Below are 24,775 nucleotides of genomic sequence, written 5' to 3'. Positions count from 1 at the left end.
TATTACGCTTCCCTACGAAGCGGAGCGGCTGCGGCGTGTCTTGAGAGGTAACCATACCTTCCGGCACTTTCTCCAAGCCTGACTCCGCATTAGCGGAGTCAGGCTTTTCTTTTTACCACTTTTCTAATACCCATGGTTTCTACACACATTTCTCCGGTAGTAGAATCTCCACAACTGCTAACCCAGCATTACAGCCGCTACACTGCCGCCGACCAGCACGTATGGCAGCTGCTCTTCGACCGACAAATGGAACTGTTGCCGGGCAGGGCCTCCGACGCATTTCTGGAAGGAGTATGGCGCGTGGGGTTTAGGCGCGACGCAATTCCTGATTTTAGGGAGGTAAATCCAAGGCTACGCGAGCTTACGGGCTGGGAGTTGGTCGTCGTGCCGGGTATCGTAGACGATGCCACGTTTTTTGGCCTGCTGGCCCAGAAGAAGTTTCCGGCTACCACGTGGCTTCGGCGGCTTGAGCAGCTTGATTACCTAGAGGAGCCCGATATGTTTCATGACGTGTTCGGGCACGTGCCGTTGCTGACTGATGCGGGTTTTGCCACGTTTCTGCAGGAACTGGGCCAGGCAGCAGTGCACCATTTTCAGCGCTGGCCCGGTACGCTGGAGCTGTTTACCCGTTTGTACTGGTTCACGGCCGAGTTTGGCCTGATTCAGGAGCCGGCCGGACTCCGCATCTACGGAGCGGGGTTGCTTTCTTCGCACGGGGAAGTGCAGTTCAGCCTTGGCAGTAGCCCTACGCGGCTGCCATTCAGCCTTGATGGAGTGCTAGATACGGCTTTCGAAAAGGATAAATTTCAGGACCTCTACTTCGTGCTGAACGACATGCAGCAGCTGCCGGATAGTTTGCAGGAACTGCTGCAACGCTTGCTGGAGTGAAACCTGATTCCAGCAATACCAGAAGCTACTGCCGAAGTGCCTCACGAATAGCGCCAGCCCAGCTGCCGATAGATGAAGTGCAACAGCCACAGCGGCCCGATAAGTAAAAACTGCAGATCCTTGAGAAAAGACGGTTTTTTGCCTTCCACCTTGTGCCCCCAGAACTGCCCAATCCAGGCCAGCACGAAAATCAGGAGGCAGATAGCCCACATCGGGAGGGGGGCCTCGGCCGCCACCAGCCGCAGTATGGCGGCCATCAGCCCCCAAACTAGTATCATACCCACCGCCAACCGCCCGGAGAGGCGAACATAGTAAGCCAGTGCCAGTACCATGACCAACGTAGCCCAGTTCAGCCAGGGACTGATGTCACGTATGGTGTGCGGCACCGGCACCGACCAAAGCAGGCCTAGTATCGAAAACATAATCAGCGGTACACATATCCAGTGTACCAGCTTGTTAGTTGGGTTCTGGTGGCTTTCGCCGTACTCATCGAGTAGGCTTTGAACAGCGGAACTGGAAGCAGGATACATAGCCATGTGGTAAGTGGGAGGGAGCTAAAATATAGGGCATTATCAGCATAGTAAGCACCACGCCTCTGCTCATTCGGATGCCAGCTGCATACAAAAAGGCTACCCACCGGGTAGCCTTTTTGTATTGGAACGAATGGACGACTGTGCTATTTAAGCTTCAGATTCTTCTTCAGGTAAGCCACCGATGCAGCATGGGCATCCTCAGCAAAGGTCTTGCTGTATTTGGGATTGGAAGGATTGGCAAAAGCATGGTCAGCGTCATAGGCTTTCACCGTAAGGCCCTTCTTGGCTGCGGCCATGTCCTTCTGGAATTGATTCACTACTTCCTGGTTGATCCACTTGTCCTGCTTTGCAAAGACGAACAGCACATCTGTATTCAGCGTCTTGAGCTTGGCTACATCTTTTTCAGGCATACCATAGTACGCCACGCAGGCCTTGGCTTTTGGGCCGGCCAGTAGCGCAGTCTGTATGCTCCAGCCGCCACCAAAGCACCAGCCGATGCTGGCTATCTGTGCCTTCGGGCCGGCATAGCCCAGCGCCCCATTGATGATGGCCTGAGCCCTTTCGGTTTTGGCGCCTTGCATTAGCTTACCGGCTTGGTCGGCGTCTGTAGCTACTTGGCCATCATACAGGTCCAGCGCAATAACGTTCACGCCAGGCAGCTCTTGCGCGAACCGGGCTGCTTCCTGTTTGATGTAGTCATTCAGGCCCCACCATTCATGAATCACGAACAGGTACTTGTCAGAAGGCGTGTTGCTTTTGATTTCAAAGGCCTTGCTAGTCTGCCCATCGGCTGTTTTAAACTGAATCATGCTACCGGTGCCCTGGTAGTTGAAGGGCAGTGGGGCATCGTGGCCACCGGAAAAATCCTCGTTGGTAGCCAGCATAGCAAATACTTCGGTAGCATTGGCAGCAGGTGCTTTGGCGCAACAGCTCAGTGTTTGGGCCGAGGCCACCGATGCCATGCCCAGCAATGCGGCACAGAGAGTCCAGAGTTTCTTCATGGAAAGGAAATGAGTGAATGGGAGAACCCCGTTGCCTACCTGTGTAGCTACATAGACTGCATCGGGAGTCAGTAAACCCGCCCGACGCAAGTTGGTTTTTGAACTCAGCCAGATACTACCGCTAACTGGTTCGGATGCTGGCCCGCAACTCGGTCAGAAGCGCGTAGAGCCCGACGTAAGTGCGGTTGAGGTAAATGAAGTGCTCAGAGCCTCGGGGCTCGCGCTGCTGGCGTAGCTCCGGCTGCTGCATCAGGTCGTCGCCGAGGGCATAAAGGCTCTGCAGATAGGCTGGGTCGCCGAAGTCGAACGTATCCTGACGGAAAGGGCGGCCAACCAGCTCCAGCGACTGGCGCATGGTATCCACGTAAAAGGCGCGCTTGGCCGGAGCATCCTCCGAGCGTACGACGCCGGCTTCGGTCAATAGCTCTGCCAAGCGGTTCGGATCAGCCAGTGTTTCAGGAGCCAGCAACGCCGTGAAGAGGCGGTGCACATCTGCCGGAATTTCCTTTACGCAACCAAAATCCAGCACACCCACGGTGCCGCCGGCTTCGGCTTGCAGCAGGAAGTTGCCGGGGTGCGGATCGGCATGCACGCGGCGCAGGGTATTAAGCTGGTACATATAAAAGTCCCAGAGTGCCTGCCCCAACTGGTTACGAACTTCCTGGGTAGGGTTAGTGGCCAGAAATTCCTTGAGGTGCTGGCCGGGCAGCCAGTCCATTGTCAGAATGCGGGCCGAAGAAAGCTCCGGGTAGTACTGCGGAAACTGCAGATGCGCCAGCCCAGTACAGGCCGCCGCTATTTCCTGGCCGCGGCGAAGCTCCAGCACATAGTCGGTTTCCTCCAGCAGGCGTGCTTCTACCTCGTCCATATAGGGGCGCACGGTGGCTTCATCGAGCCCTAGGATGCGCAACGCAATTGGCTTTACCAAACGAATATCGGAGCGTATACTGTCTGCAACGCCGGGGTATTGTACTTTGACTGCCAGATGCTTGCTGTTCTTACGCGCAAAATGTACCTGCCCAATACTGGCAGCCTGCCGCGCGTTGATATCAAACTCATCGAACACCTCAAATGGCGATTTGCGGAACGAGTCCCGAAAGGCTTTTACCACGAGTGGCCCGGAAAGGGGAGGCGTCTGATACTGTGCCTGCGCAAATTGGTCGGCGTAGGCGGTGGGCAGGAGGTTTTTCTCCATGGCCAGCATCTGGGCTACCTTCAGCACAGAGCCCTTCATTTCACTGAGGGTGCCGTAAAGCTCCGCCGCGTTGGCCGCGTGCAGGTCGGCTGTCGTGCTTTCGGCACCTACGGCCCGCTTGGCATAATGCTTCACGTAGTTGGCCCCCACATTGAGGCCGGTTTTGGCAAACCGTGCGGCCCGCGCCACCTTGGTAGTAGGCAGGGAGTTGAGAGAATGAGGAGCTTCGTCCATGAAAAGCAGGGAAACACGCGGCGCATAGGACTGGCCTATGCACCGTGTGGGCTGGAGAAGAAGTGGGAAGGTGGAATGGGAAGCCCTGCAGAAGTGCTAGCTCAACTTTCCTTTGAGTGGCAATGCTCTAGCGCTGCACCAGAAAGCGCACAAAGTCTACTGCAGAGTCCAATGTGTTGCGGCCTACTAGGTCGAAACTCAGCGTGACGGCCTTTTCTACAGCGGCGTCAGTACGCTGGAAATCTACGGTATCGTCTTTGGCAAAGAAGCCGAGCACAAACAGCATCTGCTGCCAGAAAGCACGCGGATACTGCTCCTGCAGCAGCGGCCGGCTGGCTACTTCCTCTGTACGGCGGCCTTCGCGCAGAATGTCAGCTACGAATACCTCAAACTCCTGCCGAAAATCGTCGAGCACGCGGGGCGTAAAGCCGGGCATGCGGTGCAACGAGCGGCGCAGCGCCTGCAGCGCATAGCTACGGTTGCGCTTAAGGATTTCAAGCAGAGTATAGTAGAAGCTCAGCAGCTTTTCGCGGCTGCCGTATTGCTCCCACACCGGCTCCCGCTCCGCCGTAGCACGGGCATCCCGGCCAAAGTCGGCCCACAGTTCCCGGTCGATGGTGTCGAAGTTGGCATAGGAGCGGTAAAACTCCTCTTCCGGCAAATTGAGCTTGCGTGTGAGCTTGTACACTGAAGCGGGTGGAGTGCCCTTGCGCAGCACATACTCCAGATAGGCCTGTTTGATACGGGCCTTGGGTGAGGGGGCCGCCTCGGTGGCAGGCGTAGGTTGCTGTTCCATAATGCATCTATAACCGCCGCTGCCCCGCAAAGTTACGCATCTGAACTCGTGAAAGCAGAAAAAGAACACCCGCCTCCGCGCTACAACACCGGCTCAGGAGTGCCGCTCGCGGGAAGCACGGTAGGCCGCCAGCGCCCGGTCGCGCGAGGCCGCTTGCTCTACGATAGGAGCTGGGTAGCGTGCTGTGCCGAACTCCGGAACCCACTGCTTTACGTACGCGTGCTGTTTATCGAACTTGGCCAGTTGCGCATCCGGGCTGAACACCCGAAACCAAGGCTGCGAATCGGCGCCGGTGCCGGCCACCCATTGCCAGTTGCCTACGTTAGAGGCCATTTCGTAGTCGAGCAGCTTTTCAGCGAAATATGCCTCACCCCAGCGCCAGTCTATCAGCAGATTTTTGATCAGGAAGCTGGCGGCTGCCATGCGCACTCGGTTGTGCATGAAGCCTGTAGCATTGAGCTGGCGCATGCCAGCATCGATGAGTGGAAAGCCAGTGCGGCCTTCGCACCACGCCTGAAATTCAGCTTCGTTGTTGCGCCACCGGATGTCGCGCAGTTTGGGGTCATAGCTCTGGGTGGCAGTGTGAGGAAAGTGCCAGAGCAGTTGCATAAAGAAGTCGCGCCAGATCAGCTCACTCAGCCAGATGTCGGAGTGTGCGGCCAGTGCCCGCTGCACCAGCTTTCGGATGCTGACGGTGCCAAAGCGCAGGTGCAAGCCTAGTCGGCTGGTACTGTCGCGGGCCGGAAGGTCGCGGGTGGCCGCGTAGTGCTCCAGGGTGTGCAGTGTCAGTTTCCGGTCTGGAACAGGCTCTTTGCTCCGCTCAAAACCCAACTCCTGCAACGTTGGGTGGTGACCGGCCTTCACGGTGGCCAGCTTAGCAAGGTGGCTGGCCGATGGACTGGTCTGGTAATCCTGCTCCGTGAGCTTTGCGAGCCAACTGCGCTTATAAGGGCCGTAAATCTTATATGGCAGCCCTCCTTTAGTCAGCAGCTCATCCTTCTCGAAGATAACCTGGTCTTTAAACGTATGAAACGCTACGGAATGCTTGTCCAGCAACTCTTTCACGGCAGCCTCCCGCGTGGCGGCATACGGCTCGTAATCATGGTTGGTGTAGACTGCAGCTACATCCAGCTCCTTGAGTAGCTGCTGTATCACCTGCACAGGGTGGCCGTAGCGGACCAAAAAGCTCCCGCCCGCCGCTTTGGCTTCTTGCCGCAGACGCTCCACCTCATCATAAATAAAGGTCACCCGGGCATCGTGCCGGTTTTCCAGCTTATCCAGGATTTCCGGATCGAAGATAAAAAGGGGCACAACCGGATGCTCGGCCTGTAGCGCAGCCGCCAAGCCTACATTGTCTTCGAAGCGCAGGTCGCGGCGGTGCCAGAATAAGGAAATAGTTGCCATAAAGTCTAGATGAACTGCCGGACGCTTGGGTAACTAGTAAAGAAGCGGCTACTTCAATCGGCTCATGCCGCCATCTACCGGCAGCACTTGGCCCGTAATAAAGGAGCTATGGTCGGAGAGTAGGAAGGAGGCCATGTAGGCTATGTCCTTTGGCTCACCGATACGCTGCAGCGGATGCCGCTTGGCACTAGCATCTATCTTTTCGGGGGTGCTGAGCAGGGTGGCCGCCAGCGGAGTATTGGTGAGGGAAGGAGCCACGGCATTCACCCGAATGTTGCTGGCCGCGTATTCGGCCGCCAGGGCACGTGTCAGGCCTTCCACTGCTGCCTTGGCAGTAGCAATGCTGGTGTGAAATGCCATGCCGGTTTCGGCAGCTACCGTGCTGAAGAGCACAGCGGAAGCACCGTTGGCCTTTTTCAGCCGCTTCATGGTTGCCTGCAGTACCTGTACTGCGCCCATTACGTTCAGCTCAAAGTCGGCCCGAAAGTCATCAGCCGAAATCCGCTCGAAAGGCCGCAGCCGGATATTGCCCGGGCAATACACCACGCCGTGCAGCACTTCCGGCAACCCATCCAGCGCGGTGCCCAAAGGCTGCGTGGAATCCAGTTCCATGAAATCAGACCCGATTTCCTCCAGTGCGGGCGTCAACTGGCGCGAAGCGGTGTAGAGATGGGCACCGAGTTGCTTAAGTAGTTGCGCCGTTGCCAGCCCAATGCCCGAGGAGGCACCAACGATGAGGATGTTCTTGTCTGCGAAATCCATAGGATATGGGTTGGAGTAGGTCCACATCACAACTCAGCCTTACGCATAAGGTTTTTACGCGTCCTGCACGGGAGCCTATGTGCTTTCTGGTGCTGGATAAAACGCTGAATGATTGAAGTGTAAGGAGAGACTGGTAGAATAGTAAGTTCGTATAATCCATAAAAAAATAGTTTTGATACAGATTATATTTGAATAGTTTTTAGAAAAAATATTACATTTATACGTCCATTTTGTACTTGCTATTCAATTTCCCTCCATGAAGTACTTTATTACTTCCGTATTACTTTTCTGCTGCTCGCTGCTTCTGCATGCAGGATCAGGGCAGGTGCAGGGCACTACCGGCATAATTGGGGTGGTGCGCTCCACTGATAACCAGCTGCTGGCCAAGGCTTCCGTAACGGTGGTGCATATCCCTTCAGGAGTGAAGCGCAATGCTACAACTGATGCTGCCGGTAACTTCGTGGTGGAGGAGTTGGCAGTAGGGGGGCCCTATACGGTGCAGGTGAGCCAGCCTAGCTACCAGACGGAAACCATCAACGACATATTCCTGCTGACTGGCAAGACGGCCAATGGAAACTTTGTGCTCCATCCGGAGGAGAAAAAGGTAGCGGGCAAAAAAGGGAAGTCTCGCGGGGCAGCAGACAGCAAAGAGGAAAAGCTGACCGTTGCTACGGGCACTGCCGCCGTTTCGGCGCCAGTTCTCGCCCGCAACCACCTCACATACATACAGCAGTGTCAGATTATTCCGTCTACTCCGGCGCCGGCTGCTCGCACTACATCCTCATCGGTGCCGCGCACTATGCCGGTAACGGCGTCTGCAAGCCCTGTTGCGTCAGTTGCGCTAGCTCCTGGTGCTAATCCTAAGCTGGCTCCTGCAACTACAGTTCCTATTGCGGCTACCTCAGCCGCAACACGGCCGCTAGCCAAAGTGGGCACTTCTGTTGCCGGCACTTCTGTTACCGGCACCACTGTGCCAGCGGCTGGCCGGCCAAGTCCTTACGTGGCTACCCGGCGCCCTGCTACCCGAATTGCTCCACCAGCCGTCAGTGGTCATTACGACGCGAAGTCTGGGAATTATATCTACGAGACGGGTGCGCTTACAACCCTGCAATTGCCCAACGGCCACAAACTAGCTAGCGTAGGCACCAGTTCTACCGAAAGCTTCCTCTACAAATTCGTGTCCGACCCCAAAGCAAAGGTTGATACTGTAAACCTGTCTGCTGGCTGGATGAGCTTCGACCGAGTCTATTTCGAGGTTGGAAAAGCTACCCTGACGAAAGAGTCGATGCCGCAGTTGCAGAATATTGCGGCTCTGATGAAGGCCTATCCAAATATTCGGTTGAAAATCGGAGGCTATACGGATAGCACAGGCACATACAAGATGAACCGGCAGCTGAGTGAAGCTCGCGCCCGCACCGCCTGGACAGCACTTGTAGACATGGGCGTCAGCCCGTCTCGCCTCGATGCCCGTGGCTACGGCTCCAACTATCCGGTAGCTTCTAACCAGACCGAAGTTGGCCGCGCCATGAACCGCCGGCTCAGCGTGAAAGTGCTGCAGAAATAGCGCATTGCAACTGAACAGGTGACACGTGCAGCCTCTGAAATTTCTTGTTGGATGGTTTGTATTTAGCTGATTACAAGAGGTTAACTACTTGCGAATTCATCTTGCTAACCTCAGGAAAGAACTTTTAGCGAATTTTCGCTGAAAGTTCTTTTTGGTTTCTGTAGCTTGCCAGCCGCACTACTTCGCCACCCTTACACCGCTTTTCCTGATGAATATCCGCAAACTGCTGGTCGCCAACCGTGGCGAAATTGCTATTCGTGTGATGCGCGCCGCTACTGAGCTAGGCATCACGACGGTAGCCATTTACACGTACGAGGACCGGTACTCGCTGCACCGCTACAAAGCCGACGAGGCCTACCAGATTGGGCGTGACGATGAGCCGCTGAAACCGTATCTGGACATTGAGGGGCTTATCCGGACGGCCAAGGCCAACGGTGCCGATGCTATTCATCCCGGTTATGGGTTCCTTAGTGAGAATGCCACGCTGGCCCGGCGCTGCCGTGAGGAAGGTCTCATTTTCGTGGGGCCCCGGCCGGAAGTAATGGAAGCCCTCGGCGACAAAGTAGCTGCCAAGCGGGTGGCAGTAGAATGCCAGGTGCCCATCATCGAGAGTAGCGAGCAGGACCTCACCGACATCGACATTGCCAAACACGAAGCCCAACGCATCGGCTACCCCGTGATGCTGAAAGCTGCTTCTGGCGGTGGCGGGCGTGGCATGCGCGTTATCCGCGACGATGACCAACTGGAGCGGGGCTTCTTTGAGGCTCGCAACGAAGCCCTGAAAGCCTTCGGCGACGATACCGTGTTTCTGGAGAAGTTTGTAGAGCAACCCAAGCACATTGAAGTGCAGTTGGTAGCCGACAACTATGGCGGGCTGATGCACCTCTACGAGCGGGACTGCTCGGTGCAGCGGCGCTACCAGAAAGTAGTAGAGGTGGCGCCGTCGCTGCACCTGCCTGACCACCTGCGCGAGCTACTCTACGACTATGCTTTGCGGCTGGGCCGGGCGGTGCAGTACAACAACGTGGGCACCGTGGAGTTTCTGGTAAACCCGGAGCAGGACCGTATCTATTTCATTGAGGTGAACCCACGCATCCAGGTGGAGCACACCGTAACGGAGATGATAACGGGGGTAGACCTTATCAAAACGCAGCTGCATATAGCCGACGGCCGCCACCTTTCCGACTCGGAAATCGGGTTGGGAGAAGGGCAGAAGCCGCCCAAAATTGGAGTGGCCATACAGTGCCGCATCACCACTGAAGACCCGGAGCAGGACTTTAAGCCTGACTATGGCACCATCACCGCCTACCGCTCGGCCGGTGGCTTCGGTATCCGCCTCGACCAGGGTTCGGTGTACACAGGCGTAAAAGTGTCGCCTTTCTTCGACTCGCTGCTGGTGAAAGTATCAGCGCAGGCGCCTACTCTCAAGGAGGCCGCCACCAAAATGGCCCGCACGCTGGATGAGTTCCGGGTGCGTGGGGTAAGCACCAACATTCAGTTCCTGCAGAACATCATTGCGCACCCCATTTTCATGGCGGGGGAGGCCAATGTGGATTTCATCAAGGACCATCCCGAGCTGTTTAAGTTCAAGGCCCGGCAAGACCGTGCCACCAAAGTGCTGGGCTTCCTCGGCAACGTCATTGTAAACGGCAACCCCGATGTGAAGGGGCAACTAGACCCCAAGCGCGACCTACGCAAGCCCCGGCTGCCGGAAGTTGATGCGTCTAGTCCGCTGCAGGCCGGTACCAAAGACAAGCTGACGGAGCTTGGCCCGGACGGTTTTGCCAAATGGCTGCGCGCCGAAAAGCAGATTCACTATACCGATACCACCCTGCGCGACGCCCACCAGAGTCTGCTGGCTACCCGCATGCGCACGTTTGATATGCTGAAAGTAGCCGAAAGCTACGCCCGCATGCATCCACAAACCTTCTCACTGGAGTGCTGGGGCGGTGCTACCTTCGATGTAGCCCTGCGCTTTCTGCACGAGGACCCTTGGGAGCGGCTAGCAAAACTGCGCAAAGCAGTGCCCAATATTCTGCTCCAGATGCTGATCCGTGGGGCGAATGGAGTAGGCTACAAAGCCTACCCTGATAACCTTACGGAGCGGTTCGTGCAGCAGGCAGCCGAAACCGGTATCGATGTGTTCCGCATCTTCGATTCGCTGAACTGGATGCCAGGCATGGAAGCCTGCATCGGCTTTGTGCGCAACAAAACCGACCGGCTGGCCGAAGCCAGCATCTGCTACACCGGCGACATTCTGGACCCCAAGCGCAACCGGAAATACAGCCTCGACTATTATCTGCGGCTTGCCCGGCAGATTGAGGAAGCCGGCGCCCATATCCTATGCATCAAGGACATGGCGGGCCTGCTGAAACCCTATGCGGCTCAGGAACTGATTACGGCCCTGCGCAACACCATCAGCCTGCCGATACACCTGCACACGCACGACACGTCTTCCCTACAAGCAGCTACTTATCTGAAAGCCGTGGAAGCCGGAGTAGATGTGGTTGATGTGGCACTGGGCAGCCTTTCGGGTCTCACGTCGCAGCCCAACTTCAACTCCATTGTGGAGATGCTACGCGGGCAGGAGCGCCACCGGGAGTTCAACCAAGAGTCGTTGAATGAGTTTTCGAACTACTGGGATACGGTGCGGGAATACTACTACCCCTTCGAATCCGGGTTGAAAGCGGGTACATCGGAGGTGTTTCAGCACGAAATTCCGGGCGGGCAGTACTCCAATCTGCGGCCACAGGCGGCGGCGCTAGGCCTGCTCGATAAGTTCGAAACCATCAAGCATACCTTCGCCGATGTCAATCAGCTTTTCGGCGACATTGTGAAGGTGACGCCCAGCAGCAAAGTGGTAGGCGACATGGCCTTGTATCTTGTTTCAAACAACCTTACTACGGCTGATGTGCTGCAGAAAGGGGAGAGCCTGAACTTCCCGGAATCGGTGCGGGAACTGTTTCGCGGCGACATTGGCCAGCCCGAAGGCGGCTGGCCGCAGGATGTGCAACGGGTCATTCTGAAAGATGAACAGCCCTTCACGGATCGGCCAAATGAGCACTTGGCGCCTATCGACTTCGAGCAGGAGTGGCAGAACTTTGAGGCGAAGTTCGGGCAGCGCGGGAAATTCACGGATGTGCTGTCATGGTTGCTGTACCCCAAGGTATTCGAGCAGTACTGGGCCCACGTGCAGGAGTTCGGCGACGTATCCGTTATTCCAACCAAGGCCTTCTACTATGGCCTGCAGCTCGGCGACGAAACCCTGATTGAAATTGCACGCGGTAAAAATATCATTGTGGGTCTGCAAAGCATCGGGCCGGTGAATGAGGACGGCTGCCGCACTATTTTCTTCAACCTCAACGGCCAGACCCGTAACATCGAAATTCGGGATACGGCAGTGGAAGTGAAGAAAGTACAGAATCCCAAGGCTGATAAGGCAAATGGCAAGCAGATTGGGGCCCCGCTGCAAGGGCTACTTTCCCGAGTGCTAGTTGAAAACGGCCAGCAGGTGCCCAAGAATGCCCCGTTATTTATCATCGAAGCCATGAAGATGGAAACCACCATCACCGCTCCCGACGATACCACGGTGCAGGCCGTGAACCTGTCCGAAGGCACCTTGGTAAATGCCGACGACCTTGTGCTGACGCTGGGTTAAAAGCCATTGGAAAAGCCGGAAGGCGCATTCTACCCTTGAGTAGAATGCGCCTTCCGGCTTTTGCTGTTGCGGAATTTACCGCAGATATACGGCATGGAGTACCGCTGCTGGCACGGCAGCCGATTCGCCATAGAGCCTAAGCGTGTCGCCACTGACGCGGTACGTCCGGGTAGCAGTAAGAGCCGTCATAAAGCCGCTTTCTGTTGAGTTGCCGTCAGGGCTGGCGCAGGCCATGCGGGTGGAAAGCAGGGCCCCAAAGCGGAGTTGGCCGGCCGCAGGCAGCTCAAATGGACCCCGGAACCGGTTGCAGCTGCCGTTTCCTTCGGCATTCAGTTCAGTTGCCCGGAGCAGTAGGTACGGCTCGGCGTTGGTAGGCGGTGCAACTGCTTGGCCGTTGAGCATACGTAGCACCCACCGGGTATTGCGCAACTCGGCATCGGGAGTGGTAGCTGCACCTGAGGCTTTGGTATCAGGCTCGAGGCGAGGGACAGCAGTCTGGCAGCCGGAAATCAATAGACTGAAAGCGAGACAGGAACGAAAAAGAGAATTCATTGGAGAAAGTTGAGGATCAAAACCATACAGTAAAAGTGCAGGAGACGCGTTGAGAATTGTACAGAAGACAGAACAAAATGGTTATTTTGCGGTATGCGAAAATTCCCCCTCTTCGTTCTGTCTTTCTCTCTTTTCTCCTTTTCCCTGCAGGCGCAGAAAAAGCCAAACACCGTGCCTAATACGCCGGGTGTGTCGGCAGCTACGGTCGAGCGAGTTGTAAAAACATTGGCTTCTGATGAGCTGAAAGGCCGGGCCTCCGGCAAGTCAGGCGGCCTGAAAGCTGCTCAGTATCTGTCCTCTGAATTTCAGCGCATGGAGTTGGGAATGTTTCCTGGCCTAACGAGTTACGAGCAGGTTTTTCCGGCCTATGAGTCGCGGGTAGCTGCTCTGTTTGTGATGCTTAACAGCATTCCGGTGGTGAAGGAGAAAGTCATCCTGAATTCTTCGCAGCCGCATCTGAACTGGACCGATGAAGATGAGCCTGCTACGCGCACTGTGGTGGTAGGGCCGCAGGACAAGCTGCAGCCCCATATGCGGGATATTATGCGGCCTCGTGAAAATCTGGTAGTCGTACTTGACCCAGTGCATGAGAAAGACTTCAAGCGGGTTGCGGAATATCTGAGCCATGGTGGCTTGCGCCTCGATAAGGCGGGCAACCCTTTCTCAAGTCTGGTTATTCTGGCGCCGGCCCCGGCAGATGGCAAAGTGAAATTCCGGGTGGCCGGTAACACCACACTACGGACGGTAGAATTACGTAACGTGGTATCTGTATTGCCAGGAAAAGACCCGGCGCATGCTCACGAACAGGTACTTTTCTCTGCTCACTACGACCACATTGGGGTGCTGCCCGCTGTAGCCGGCGACTCCATTGCCAATGGCGCCGATGACGATGCTAGTGGCACGGCGGCAGTAGTGGCCCTGGCGGAGTATTTCAAGAAAAAAAACGACAATGCACGCACGCTGGTATTCGTAGCATTTGCGGCCGAAGAAATTGGTGGGTTCGGCTCGCAGTACTTTTCCCGCCAGCTGACTGCCGATAAGGTAGTGGCTATGTTCAATATCGAAATGATTGGCAAGCCGGCCAAATTTGGCCCCAATACTGCATTTATTACGGGTTTTGAGCGGTCTGATTTCGGGAAACTGCTCCAGACAAACCTCACCGGTACCCCTTTTCGCTTCGAGCCCGACCCGTATCCCGAGCAGAACCTGTTTTACCGCTCCGATAATGCTACCCTGGCCCGATTGGGTGTGCCCGCCCATAGCATCAGCACCGACCAGATTCCAACCGATAAGCTCTATCACTCAGTTGATGACGAAGTAGAAAGCTTGGACCTGCCTAACATGACGGCCGTAATAACCGCAATTGGCAGGAGCGCGGCTGGTATCGTGGCCGGGCAGCAGACTCCTACTCGCATTGCTCCGGAATCGGTGGCCCCGCAGAAGCCCTGAGTAGCGGTTATGCAGCCGTATAGGCTTGGTTGGCGCGTGCGGAGTTCTGCTCAATAGCGGTTCGCATACCAGCCGAGGGCAGTGTTACCCATACTTCGGTGCCGCCTTCCGCGCTGTTGCGCATGCCCAATGAGCCGCCGTGGCACTCTGAAAAAGTTCGGCAAAGCTGCAAACCCAATCCCGTGCCCTGTGTGGTGCGGTTGAGGCCAGCAGCACGCATCTGAGCAGATTCTGGATGCATAATCTGCTGCATTTGGCTGGCCTGAAGTCCAGGGCCGGTATCTGTCACCGCCAGATGAATTTGCGTCGGGTCGGTACTGTCGATATCGGCATGTAGGCGGACGGTGCCGTTGGCAGGCGTAAACTTGAGGGCGTTGCTGACCAGATTGCGCAGGATGGTGCGCACCATATTACGGTCGGCATAGAGCAGCAAGTTCGGGTCGGCCTCAAATTGCAACTGTACCTGGTTGGCGTGTGCCGAGGTCTGAAATAGTTCGTAGCACTCGGCTAGCAATTCGCGCACCGGTATTCGCTCGGGCTGGCAGCGCAGCTCACCTGTCTGACTGGCAGCCCAGTTCAAGAGGTTATCGAGCAGGCTGTTCAGGTTTTGGGCCGAATCGTGCACGATAGCTGGCAGATGGTGTAGGCTGTCTTGGTCGTTGGTGCGCTGGTAAAAGTTTATCAACTGTGCTACCCCGGCAAAAGCCGTAATCGGGCCGCGCAGGTCGTGGGCAATAATGGCGTAAAGCCGGGCCTTAGATTCGGCCAGGGCCTGTAGTTCATATGCTGCCTGCTCCAGTGCCGTGTTTTTATCGGCAATAACTTGGTTACGGGCGGCCAACGCTTCGCGCCCTCGCAGCAGTTGGCCGTACAGTACGCTGCCCACCACCACTAGCAACAGCAACCCGCCCACCACTACACCCAGCAGCCGGACCCGCTGTTCGTCTCGTTCGGCGCGCAACCCAATAACACGTTGTTGTTGCGTAAGCAGCCGGATTCGGCTTTCGCGCTCATGAGTATCGTAGCGGTTTTGCAGAGACTCCATTGCGCGGGTGTTGGCCTCGGTCATGAGGCTGTCGCGCAGGTGCTGAAAGCGCTGCTGCATCTGGTAGGCCAATTGGTACTGCCCCAAGCGAGCATACACGTCAGAAAGCTGCTGATAGGCGTTCTGGACCCGGTCGGGTGAGCCTACGCGCCGGGCATAGCGTAAGCCCAACTGCGAGTTGGTGAGTGCCTGGCGCGGCTGGTGCAGCTTCAGCATCACGGCCGACAGGTTGGAATACGTGCCCGAAATACCATACTCATCGCCCAACATCTGGTACAGCACCAACGCCTCCCGCAGACTGGCTCGTGCGGAGTCAGGGTGTTCCTGCTGCAGATGCACATTGCCGAGCGTGTAAAGGCTATTGGCCTGCCCCGGCAGATTATTAAGCGCCGTGTACAGGGACAACGCCCGGCGGATGTACCGGCTCGCTCGCCCCAGCTGATTGTGCTGCCAGGTAAGATCCGCCAGATTGCTCAAAAAGAGTGCTTCATCGGCCGAGTCGCGCCGCTGTTCAGCCAAAACCAGTGCTTTGATGTAAAAGCTTTCGGCGGTAGTGAAGTCATGGCGCAGGTTGTGGCAGTTGGCAATACCATTATAGGCATAGCCCATGGCCTTTTTCATGCCCAGTTTACGAAACAGGCGCAACGCCATGAAATGCTGCTGCAATGCCTCATCGGCAGCGCCCACGAAAGAAAGGCAGGTGCCTAAGTCCTGATGGCAGCGGGCTTCGCCACGCGTATACCCAATGCGCTGCGCCAAGGCTATTCCTTCTTCCGCGTAGCTGCGGGCCTTGGGCAAATCCGAGCGGCTCAGGTTCCAGCATAATTCATCCAGCAGATACACGCGTAGCGTATCATTGGCGGGTGCGGCTGCCAGCTGCCGCTTAAGACTATCAATAACGGCGGGCTGCGCATTCTGGGCTATTGAAACTCCAGATAACAAACACCCCAGCACAAGTAATAAAAATAAACGTATCGTCATACCCAGACGTGACAACCCTCGACTCGCACCCCAAACCTACTTAATTATTTTTATCAAAAATATTCAAATCGATATTTTTTTAAGACTATATATAGTTCAAGCTTCTGGAAATAATACAGAGCTAGGCATAGGGCATGATTTACATGTGATACAGCAGTATTGCGTTTAGCATCAAGCAGTCAGCGAATCAAAATAAAACGCCCCGAGCTGAAAGCTCGAGGCGTTTTGGCGTAGTGAGAAGGAGGGGGCGGCTGGCAGTAAATGTAGCAGAGGTGTGCGGTAGAAGAGCAGCCAGATAAAAGCTGTTGCCGGTTGCTGTTTGCCAACAGACAGTTTAACCTGATGTGCCAAATCTACCGAATGCGGTACCCCACCGTCAATCACATAAACATGTGATGCCACCCCATCTACTTAATGAGGAAGACGCACGCTTACACCGCCTCCAATATAAGGTCCGCTGGGAGCATAGGGGGTAGTGCCGGGCCCTCCTCCGGCTGTCACATCAAGGCGCAGACTAGGGGCTGGGCGCCAATATAGTCCGGTGCTCACGCCGGGCCGCCAGCCCGCAGCCCGCTGCCACGTGGTATAGGTTTCGGCGAAGAAGCCGAACTGCTCACCCAACGGGCCATTCAGAGCCAGTGTACCCAGGTATTGGCCACGGCTCGTATCGGCCGCTTTGAAACCACGCTGCCGGAATCCCAGGTTGGCTTCCAGGCCAAACCGTTTGCCAAGCTGCTGCGATACCAGCAGACGGGCGGCAGGCTCATATACTTTGTCGGAGAAGGAAGCAGCACCAGTGCTGGGTAAGGTCAACTCGGCCAGCACGGACACCTGAGAGCGGGTATCCTGGTTAGAGGAAGCCAGCATTTTGGCCCCCAGCGTAAGAGGCGCGAAACCAGCGGCCCGCCCTGCAGCCCCGTTGCCAGGTTCCGGGCTAGTACCGGCACTGCCTGCAGTGCGTGGCAGATAGCTCTGCTGGGCGCGTAGCTCCATTAGTCCAAAAAATCCTACTCGAAGCAGGCCGGTAGAAAAGGCTGGCGTTGCGCCAGGAGCCGGACGGAGTTGGCTTTGCGTGCCAATGTCCAGTTGCACTTGGCCAGGCCGTAGCATACTGGTAGTAATCGTTTGGCCGGGCCGGTCGGGCCTGATATTGCGAATAAACGGAGTGTTGGTATTGTTGACGTTGGGGTCAATGGTTTGGGCCAGGGTGCAGGCCGGGCCAGCGAGCAAAAGCCCGGCGGCGGTCAGCAGAGTGGTCTTGCGCATGGTTTTTCGACAACCATTACATCGGAATGGTTCAAGTTTTAGCAAGGTAGCGCGCAAGTTGAGAGGCCTAGAGAAGCGAAAAAGCCCTTCGTGAAGCACGTAGGGTTTTCTTTCACATTATCCAATCCAACTCAAAATTTTCAGGCAACGCTTAACTCATGGTACTCAGGGGACAATTCAGGTTGCGGGCCATACTTGGAATGCTCGGCGCGGTAGGCCCGCTCGAAAATGAGGGGGAAAATGAACAGGGTTAGGATGGTGCCCGTAATCAGCCCGCCAATAACCACAATGGCCAGCGGCTTGGAGGTTTCGGAGCCGATGCCAGTGCTCATGGCGGCGGGCATCAGGCCGATAGTGGCCATCAGGGCCGTCATCACCACGGGCCGCACCCGGCTAGTGACACCGTCGGAGATGCTGAAGTCAAGGCTGAGCTTGAGGACCATGTTTTGCTTGAACACCGATATCAGAATTACCCCGTTCTGGATGCAGATACCGAACAGAGCAATGAACCCGATACCGGCCGAAATGCTGAAGTTGGTGTGGGTAATTAGCAGCGCCGCAATGCCCCCGATAATGGCAAATGGCACGTTGAGCAGCACCAGCCCAGCGTCTTTCAGGTTGCCGAACAGCATGAACAGAATAAAGAAAATCAGGGCCAGTGAAACGGGTACCACCTGCGTGAGGCGCTCGGTGGCACGACGCTGGTTTTCGAAGTCGCCGGTCCACTTCATGCTGTAGCCTTTGGGCAAGCTCACCACTTTATTTACTTCGCGCTGGGCCTCTTCAATGGTGCTACCCATGTCGCGGCCCCGGATGCTGAACTTCACGGCCGAGAAGCGCTGGTTATCGTCGCGGTAGATGAGCGAGGGGCCCGTAACGTCCTGGATATCGGTAATTTCCGAGAGCGGTACCGACTTGCCGTTCTGGGTGGGCACCATCAGGACCGCAATTTCGCGGTTCGACTCGCGGAACTGTTTCTGGTAGCGCACCCGAATGGGGAATTTCCGCTCGCCCTCGTACATCTGCGAGGCCTGCTTGCCACCCACGGCCATTTCCAGCACCGCGTTGGCGTCGGACTTGCTTACGCCGTAGCTGGCCATGCGCCGTTCGTCCAGCTCCACGTGCAGCTCCGGCTGCCCGATGTTGCGGAGCACCCCCAAATCATCGATGCCTTTGATGTGTTTGAGCACGCCGTATACCTGGCGGCCTTTCTCTTCCATCAGCTTCAGGTCGTTGCCGTAGATTTTCACCGCAATGGAGCCTTTCACGCCGGAGGCGGCTTCCTCCACGTTGTCGGTAATGGGCTGCGAGAAGTTGAAATCCACGCCGGGAAAGCGGTTGAGCTTTTCCTTCATGCCCGCAATAAGAGCCTCGCGCTTGTCTTTGTGCTTCATTTCGGCCTGCACCTCGGGCGTGTGCTTAAGCTGCACCAGAAACTCGTTGTTGTAGAAGCCCGTGGGGTCGGTGCCGTCGTTGGGGCGGCCGGTTTGGCTCACCACGTCGCCCACTTCGGGGAAACTCAGGAACACGCGACGCATCTCGTTGCAAAGCTTGTTGCTTTCTTCCAGCGAGATGCTCAGCGGCAACTGCGCCCGCACATAAATGGAACCTTCGTTTAGTTCAGGCAAAAACTCGGAGCCTAGAAAGTGGAAAGAACCCATGCCCACCACCACGGCCACTGTGGCCACCAGCAAACTGGCAGTTTTGCGGGCGTAAGTGAAGGCGAAGAATCGCTGCGCGCCTTTGTTGATGCCGCGTACAAAGAAGTTGTCTTTCTCTACCACGTTCTTCTTCAGCAAGATGCTAGTAAGTACCGGCACCAGCGTAAGCGTGAAGATGAGCGCACCGAGCAGAGCGAAGCCCAACGTCCAAGCCAGCGGCGAAAACACCTTGCCTTCTACTTTCTCGAACGAGAAGATGGGCAGCAACGCCGTGATAATAATGGCCTTGGAGAAGAAAATAGCCTTGCCCATGTCGCGGCCGGTTTTCTTGATCAGGCCCGACTTCGCAAGCTTGTTGAACTTCTCCATGCCCATCTTGTGGGCCTTGTGGTCGAGGGCTACGAACAGTCCTTCCACCATCACCACCGCTCCGTCGATGATGATACCGAAGTCGATGGCGCCCATGCTGAGCAGGTTGGCGCTCATGCCCTTCAGCCGCAAGCAGATAAAGGCGAACAGCAAAGCCAGCGGAATAATCACCGACACGATAACCGTGGTGCGCCAGTCGGCCATGAACACGAACACGATAACCGTTACGAGCACAATGCCTTCCAGCAAGTTGTGAATCACGGTTTCGGTGCTGAAATCGATGAGCTGCTGCCGGTCGTAGAAAGTGTGGATCTGCACGCCAGCGGGCAGAATTTTCTCGTTGAGCAGCGTCACTTTGTCCTTGAGGCGGGCAATAACTTCCGACGGGTTTTCGCCTTTGCGCATCACCACAATGCCTTCCAGCACGTCGTCGTTGAGGCCGCGGCCGACCCTGCCCAGCCGGGGCAATGCCGATTCCTGCACCTGCGCCACATCTTTCACCAGAATGGGGGCCCCATTCACGTTCTTGATGACCGTGTTATTGATGTCGGAAATGTTGTTGAGCAGCCCGATGCCGCGCACCACGTAGTTCTGCTGGCCCTGGTTTATCACGTCGCCGCCCACGTTGATGTTGGAGCGCTGAATGGTGTTGTAGAGGTCGAGGGGCGTGATGTTGAAGGTCTGGAGCTTGCCGGGGTTCACACTGATTTCGTAGGATTTTACCTCGCCGCCGAAGCTGTTCACGTCGGCCACGCCGGGCACGGCTTTCAGATTGCGCTCCACCACCCAGTCCTGAATGGTTTTCAGCTCGCGCGTGGTTTTATCCTTGCTCTGGAGGGTATAGCGGAAGATTTCGCCGGTGGGGCCGTAGGGGGGCTGCACGTCGGGTTCGGCGCCTTCGGGCAAATCGGCCTGGCTGAGCAGGTTGTTGACTTGCACGCGGGCAAAAGCATCGTCTACGCCATCATCGAAAATCACCTTCACCACCGACAACCCGAAAAGGGTAGTGGAGCGGATGCTGGTTTTCTTCTGCACCGGATTGAGCGAAATTTCAATCGGGGCCGTTACGAACTTCTCAATCTCCTCGGCCGAGCGGCCGGGCCACTGCGTGATGATGGTAATTTCGGTGTTGGTTACGTCCGGAAACGCCTCAATTGGCGTGTTGCGGTAGCTTATCACTCCGGCCACGATGACGGCCAGCGTCATCAGAAATACGAAACCCCGGTTTTTAAGCGAAAAGGCAATAATGCCCTGGATGAATTTGTTCATGGCGGTTATAAGCTGTTAGCTGATGGCTGTTAGCTATTAGCTTTTTCAGTGGGCAAAGCGCAGCCCTGGCGGCTAGAAAACCGCCGTGTTTGCAGATAAAATTGGAGAAGCCAACAGCTAACAGCCATCAGCTAACAGCCAAAGCCCTAGTCGTTCAACTCGTCGTAGACCAGCAGCTGGTTTTGGGCAATGATTCGCTCGCCGTCGTGGAGGCCGGTTTGCACGTAGCTCACGTCGCCCACGGTTTTGGCTATTTCCACCTCGCGGGTTTCAATGTGGTTTCGGTCTTTGAACACCATCACGAAGTTGCGGTCCTTGTCGAACACCACGCAGCTGGCGGGCACGGCCAGCATGCGGCCGGCTTCGGTGTTGCGCACCTTGATTTGGGCATACATCTCGGGCTTGAGTTGGTAGCCGGGGTTTTCGAGGCGCACCCGCACCCGCATGGCCTTGCTTTGTGGGTCGAGCACGTTGAACACCTTGTCGATGCGGCCCGTGAAGTGTTGGTCGGGGTAGGCCAGGGTGGTAACGTCGGCGGCGTAGCCTTCCTTCACCTTGGCAATGTCGGCCTCAAACACATTGGCCATAATCCAGACGTCATCCAAGTTGCTGACCGTGAACAAACTGCCCACGTTGTCGTCGTTGAACTGCATGTGGTCGGTCACGTTCTTCTCGGTGATGAAGCCGGAAATAGGGGCCCGCAACGTGTAGGTGCCATCGGCCGACACACCGTAGATGGCGAGTTGCTTGCGGCTCTTGCCCACGTTGCCCTGGGCCTTGCGCAACTCCTGGCGGGCCAAGCTCACGTCGCGCTCCGAGGCTAGGCCAGCTTTGTACTGGTCTTCCAGCACCGAGAGGTTTTTCTGGGCAATAGCCAAATCGGTGCCGGCGCTGCTGCTCTGGTTTTGGAGGTCGGCTATTTCCCCGCTTCGAATCACGGCCAGCACTTGGCCTTTCGTTACATGGTCGCCTAGCTCCACCGTGAGTTGTTCCACCACGCCGCCCACCAGCGGGTACACTTGCACGGTTTTGTCGCCGTTGGTGGCAATCTGACCGGAAAGCGTCAGCTCGTTGCGGATGGGTTCATTGCGGACCGTATCAAGCTTCAATTCACTCATCATCTGATCGGAAAGACTGAAACCAGCATCGGCTTTCGGCTTGGTATCAGCTTCGGGAGTGGTAGAGCAGCCGGCTAGTAGCAGGCCGAGGGCAACGGGTAGGAGGGGGGCAAAGCGGTTCATATAAAGCGAGGACTTAAGCTTTCGAGAGTGTGAAGGAGATAGAAGCGGTTAGTTGAACAGTGGCCGGCCGACGGCGAGGTTGAGTTGCTCGAAGGCGCGAATCCGGATGGACCGTAAAGCGTTGAGCTGCAGAAGGTTGTTTTTATAGCTCTCATAGAAATCCAGATACTCCACAATGGTCAGGTTGCGCTTGGCGTAGCTCTCGTCGATGCCTTTCATCAGGCGGTCGAAGTCCTGGGTTTCGCGGCCGGCGGTTTGGTAGAGGGCGTCGGTTTGAGTGGCCTGGCGCCAAGCCTCCTGCACGTCGTTTTGCACCTGAAGCTGCTGCTGGCTCAACTGCGCTTTGCTGATTTCAATCTGGCTCTGGGCCGTGCGGATATTGCCTTGGTTGCGGTTGAAGATGGGTACCGCAATACCCAGCGTGAGGGCGTTATAGTTCTGGATGTAGTTGCCGGCCCGGTCGTACACGTAACCTACCGACAGGTCGGGTGCGGCTAGGGCCCGCTGGTAGCGCAGGTTCTGGTTTTGCTGTTGCAGAGTGGCTTGCCGGGCCTTCACATCGGCCCGGTTCACCTGAGCCGAGTCAATAAGTTGTTGCTCGGTACGACCTGCCAGGTTCAGGGCCCGCAAGCGGTTGTCGTCGGCGGTAGGCATATAATAAGCCCCGGACGTGTCGCGCATCAGAATGCGTAGGTCGGCTTGCTCGGAGGCAATATCGTTGAGCAGCGCCTGCCGCTCGTTTCGCAACTGAAACAGGAAGGCTTTCAGGCGGATAACTTCCTTGAGGGCAATATTTCCCTTGTCGTACTGGCCTTGGTAGAGGTTTACAGTGCGCTGGAAGCTAGCTACTTCCAGGTCGTACACGCGCACGCTCCGCTGCTTGTAATACAGGTCGTAGAACGTGCTGCGGAGTTGGTAGCGCAGGGTGCGAAGTAGGTCTTCGAAGTTGAACTGCTCGGCCAGCGCGTTTTGCTGAGCCACGTTGGCGGCGGCTTTGCGGCGGCCGGCAATAGCAAAGAGTTGCTGCACCTGCACAATGGAGTTGCCGGTGCGCGTTACGTCTAGCACTCGGCCCGTCTGCTGGTTGTAGGCGTTCTGCTCTAGATAGACAGTTGGGTTATCCCAGAGCTTGGCTTGCAGAATCTGGGACTGCGCCGCCGACACGTTGTAGCGCTGAGCTAGCAAACTCAGGTTGTTCTGGAGAAACCGTTGCTCGGCTTCGGGCAGGGGTAGTCTTACGGTATCGGCGCCGAGTGGGGCTGCCGAGGCCGGGCGAATGGAAAGGCCGAGCAGCAGGGCCGTCAGCAGCAGGAAACAGAAGCGTTGCATATCCTATTTGGTGTTTGGATATGCAAGAGTACGCCGGTGGTATTAGGAGCGAATTAGAGGGATATTAGAAACAGATTAGAATAGAAAAATAAGTAAAACACACACCGACACTCCTAGGAACGCTACTACATATTCATGGGCAGGTAGCAGGCTGAAACCATGTTTTCGCTGCTAGAAAACAACCTCCGCCACAGTACCGCTGCCCAAAGCGGAGCTAATCTGGAGATGCCCGCCATGCAGCTCGATGATCCGATGGGCTAGCGGTAGCCCTACACCGTGTCCGCTGATGCTCCGGGCATTATCGGCACGGTAAAAAGGCTGGAAAATTAGGGGTAGCGCCTGTTCGCTGATGCCAATGCCTTGGTCCTGAATGCGGATGCGGGAGTGAGCGTCGCGGAATTCGAACTGCACCAGCACCGGCTGTTCCGGGCCTGAGTACTTCAGCGCATTATCGAGCAGGTTGGTGAGGGCGCGGCTCAGCAGCTGTCGGTTACCTCTGATTACTAACTGCTCCGGGTCGATGGGAAGCTCGCCAAGCGCAATCTGCACGCGGCGGCGCTGGTCAGGCAGCAGGGCGTTGCGGGCTTCCCAGAGCAGTTCATCAAGCCGCAGGTCCTCTTTGGCAATGGAAGCTTCTTCAGTTTGCGTCAGGTCAAGTAAATTGTTAATCAGTTCTTTAAGTCCAATGAGCTCATGCAGCGCTGACGTCACACCTTCCCGGTAATGCTCCGGCTCCCGCTGCCGGCTCATTAATACCTGCAGTTCGCCAATTGCGGCGGTTAGGGGCGTGCGTAGCTCGTGAGAAGCGTTGCTCACAAAGGTTTGCTGCATTTCAAATCCGTTTTCCAGGCGCGTCAGCATGCGGTTGAAGGTCCGCGCCAAGCGCGTTATTTCATCCTGCTCCGTGCTGAGGCCTTCGTCTACCCGCAGGTGCAGGTCCTGGGTCGTAATACGGTCGACTTGGTCGTTGACGGCAGCAATAGGCGCGAGAGCACGCCCTGCGAATACCCGACCGGCTACATATATCACGGCTATGCTGCCCACAAAAATGCAGGTCATCATGGTAATCAGGTACTGTAGGCGCGCTTTCCCCGACTGATTTTCGGCCGCCGCTACTATGATGAACTGCCCCTGGTTGTCGCTGTAGAACACGCCGATAGCCTGCCGCTCACCTAGCCGGAAATACACTTCCTTTTCCACCAGAATCCGGGCCAGAATATGGTCGGCTATCTTTACCCGTTCGTCTGCTTCAATAAAGCGCGGCTGCAGCTTATCGTCATAAATCTGCAGCACTTCGTTGGTGAGTGTGCGCATATAGCGGCGCTGAAACTCCCGAAAAGCTACTGCGCGCAACTCATCCTGCTCCAGAAACACGTAGCCCGTTACTTCGGCCCGGTCGCGTAGGCGCTGCTGAAACTCCTCCTGCGCGTAGTCGACCTGCAAAATGTATACGGCCGACATAGCTGCCAACAGAATCACGGCTACAATCCCCAGAAAAAGCCACGTCAGGCGGTTGCGAATGGTCATATGCAGATACGGCTAGCGGGCCGGCAGTCGGTTTTTGGCTCTGAGCGGCGT

17 protein-coding genes are annotated in these 24,775 nt (G+C 56.3%); 4 read left to right on the top strand and 13 right to left on the bottom strand.

What is annotated here, in order from left to right; translation table 11 throughout:
* The first annotated feature begins 132 nt into the window (after window positions 1–132).
* Window positions 133–888: a phenylalanine 4-monooxygenase gene (phhA, locus tag H4317_RS11900; RefSeq protein WP_185886818.1), complete on the top strand. Its 756-nt coding sequence runs from the start codon at window positions 133–135 to the stop codon at window positions 886–888.
* A gap of 41 nt (window positions 889–929) precedes the next feature.
* On the opposite strand, the gene H4317_RS11895 is transcribed toward phhA, so the two are convergent.
* The 6 genes from H4317_RS11895 to H4317_RS11870 form a co-directional block, all read right to left on the bottom strand.
* Window positions 930–1,418, bottom strand: coding sequence for an Mpo1 family 2-hydroxy fatty acid dioxygenase (locus H4317_RS11895; RefSeq protein WP_185886817.1), 489 nt, complete (start codon window positions 1,416–1,418; stop codon window positions 930–932).
* A gap of 146 nt (window positions 1,419–1,564) precedes the next feature.
* Window positions 1,565–2,422 carry a dienelactone hydrolase family protein gene (locus H4317_RS11890; protein WP_260625645.1) on the bottom strand — a complete coding sequence of 286 codons (858 nt, stop codon included), beginning with the start codon at window positions 2,420–2,422 and terminating at the stop codon, window positions 1,565–1,567.
* 121 nt (window positions 2,423–2,543) lie between these two features.
* Window positions 2,544–3,851: an ABC1 kinase family protein gene (locus H4317_RS11885; protein ID WP_185886816.1), complete on the bottom strand. Its 1,308-nt coding sequence runs from the start codon at window positions 3,849–3,851 to the stop codon at window positions 2,544–2,546.
* Between the two features lie 127 nt (window positions 3,852–3,978).
* Window positions 3,979–4,647 carry a TetR/AcrR family transcriptional regulator gene (locus tag H4317_RS11880; protein ID WP_185886815.1) on the bottom strand — a complete coding sequence of 223 codons (669 nt, stop codon included), beginning with the start codon at window positions 4,645–4,647 and terminating at the stop codon, window positions 3,979–3,981.
* A gap of 93 nt (window positions 4,648–4,740) precedes the next feature.
* Complete coding sequence (locus H4317_RS11875; protein WP_185886814.1) at window positions 4,741–6,051, bottom strand: cryptochrome/photolyase family protein; 1,311 nt, start codon at window positions 6,049–6,051, stop codon at window positions 4,741–4,743.
* A 48-nt stretch (window positions 6,052–6,099) separates the two neighbouring features.
* The gene (locus H4317_RS11870) at window positions 6,100–6,813 is read right to left on the bottom strand and encodes an SDR family NAD(P)-dependent oxidoreductase (protein WP_185886813.1); all 714 of its coding nucleotides are present in this window, start codon (window positions 6,811–6,813) and stop codon (window positions 6,100–6,102) included.
* A gap of 256 nt (window positions 6,814–7,069) precedes the next feature.
* Between H4317_RS11870 and H4317_RS11865 the strand changes: the two genes are divergently transcribed.
* Together H4317_RS11865 and H4317_RS11860 are read left to right on the top strand one after the other, a co-directional pair.
* The gene (locus H4317_RS11865; protein ID WP_185886812.1) at window positions 7,070–8,377 is read left to right on the top strand and encodes an OmpA family protein; all 1,308 of its coding nucleotides are present in this window, start codon (window positions 7,070–7,072) and stop codon (window positions 8,375–8,377) included.
* Between the two features lie 208 nt (window positions 8,378–8,585).
* A complete protein-coding gene (locus H4317_RS11860) occupies window positions 8,586–12,035 on the top strand; it encodes a pyruvate carboxylase (RefSeq protein WP_185886811.1) in 3,450 nt (1,149 codons plus the stop codon).
* A gap of 75 nt (window positions 12,036–12,110) precedes the next feature.
* Here the strand turns inward: H4317_RS11860 and H4317_RS11855 are convergent, their stop codons facing one another.
* Window positions 12,111–12,587 (bottom strand): META domain-containing protein, encoded by a 477-nt coding sequence (locus H4317_RS11855; protein WP_185886810.1) that lies wholly within the window; start codon window positions 12,585–12,587, stop codon window positions 12,111–12,113.
* Between the two features lie 93 nt (window positions 12,588–12,680).
* On the opposite strand from H4317_RS11855, the gene H4317_RS11850 reads away from it, so the two are divergent.
* Entirely contained in the window at window positions 12,681–14,036 is a 1,356-nt protein-coding gene (locus H4317_RS11850) for a M20/M25/M40 family metallo-hydrolase (protein ID WP_185886809.1), read from the top strand.
* Between the two features lie 7 nt (window positions 14,037–14,043).
* Here the strand turns inward: H4317_RS11850 and H4317_RS11845 are convergent, their stop codons facing one another.
* From H4317_RS11845 to H4317_RS11820, 6 genes are all read right to left on the bottom strand, one after another.
* Window positions 14,044–16,023, bottom strand: a complete 1,980-nt coding sequence (locus H4317_RS11845; protein WP_185886808.1) for a tetratricopeptide repeat-containing sensor histidine kinase — start codon at window positions 16,021–16,023, stop codon at window positions 14,044–14,046.
* A 450-nt stretch (window positions 16,024–16,473) separates the two neighbouring features.
* Complete coding sequence (locus tag H4317_RS11840; protein ID WP_185886807.1) at window positions 16,474–17,328, bottom strand: transporter; 855 nt, start codon at window positions 17,326–17,328, stop codon at window positions 16,474–16,476.
* A 140-nt stretch (window positions 17,329–17,468) separates the two neighbouring features.
* Window positions 17,469–20,627 carry an efflux RND transporter permease subunit gene (locus tag H4317_RS11835; RefSeq protein ID WP_185886806.1) on the bottom strand — a complete coding sequence of 1,053 codons (3,159 nt, stop codon included), beginning with the start codon at window positions 20,625–20,627 and terminating at the stop codon, window positions 17,469–17,471.
* A 146-nt stretch (window positions 20,628–20,773) separates the two neighbouring features.
* On the bottom strand, window positions 20,774–21,868 hold the full coding sequence (locus H4317_RS11830; protein WP_185886805.1) for an efflux RND transporter periplasmic adaptor subunit: 1,095 nt from the start codon (window positions 21,866–21,868) through the stop codon (window positions 20,774–20,776).
* Between the two features lie 48 nt (window positions 21,869–21,916).
* Entirely contained in the window at window positions 21,917–23,197 is a 1,281-nt protein-coding gene (locus tag H4317_RS11825; protein ID WP_185886804.1) for a TolC family protein, read from the bottom strand.
* 171 nt (window positions 23,198–23,368) lie between these two features.
* Entirely contained in the window at window positions 23,369–24,724 is a 1,356-nt protein-coding gene (locus H4317_RS11820; RefSeq protein WP_185886803.1) for an ATP-binding protein, read from the bottom strand.
* Window positions 24,725–24,775: the final 51 nt, after the last annotated feature.

The organism is Hymenobacter sediminicola, assembly GCF_014250515.1.
GTDB lineage: Bacteria > Bacteroidota > Bacteroidia > Cytophagales > Hymenobacteraceae > Hymenobacter > Hymenobacter sediminicola.
Note: the sequence above shows the minus strand (reverse complement) of the source record. Positions and strands in the feature narration are given on the sequence as shown.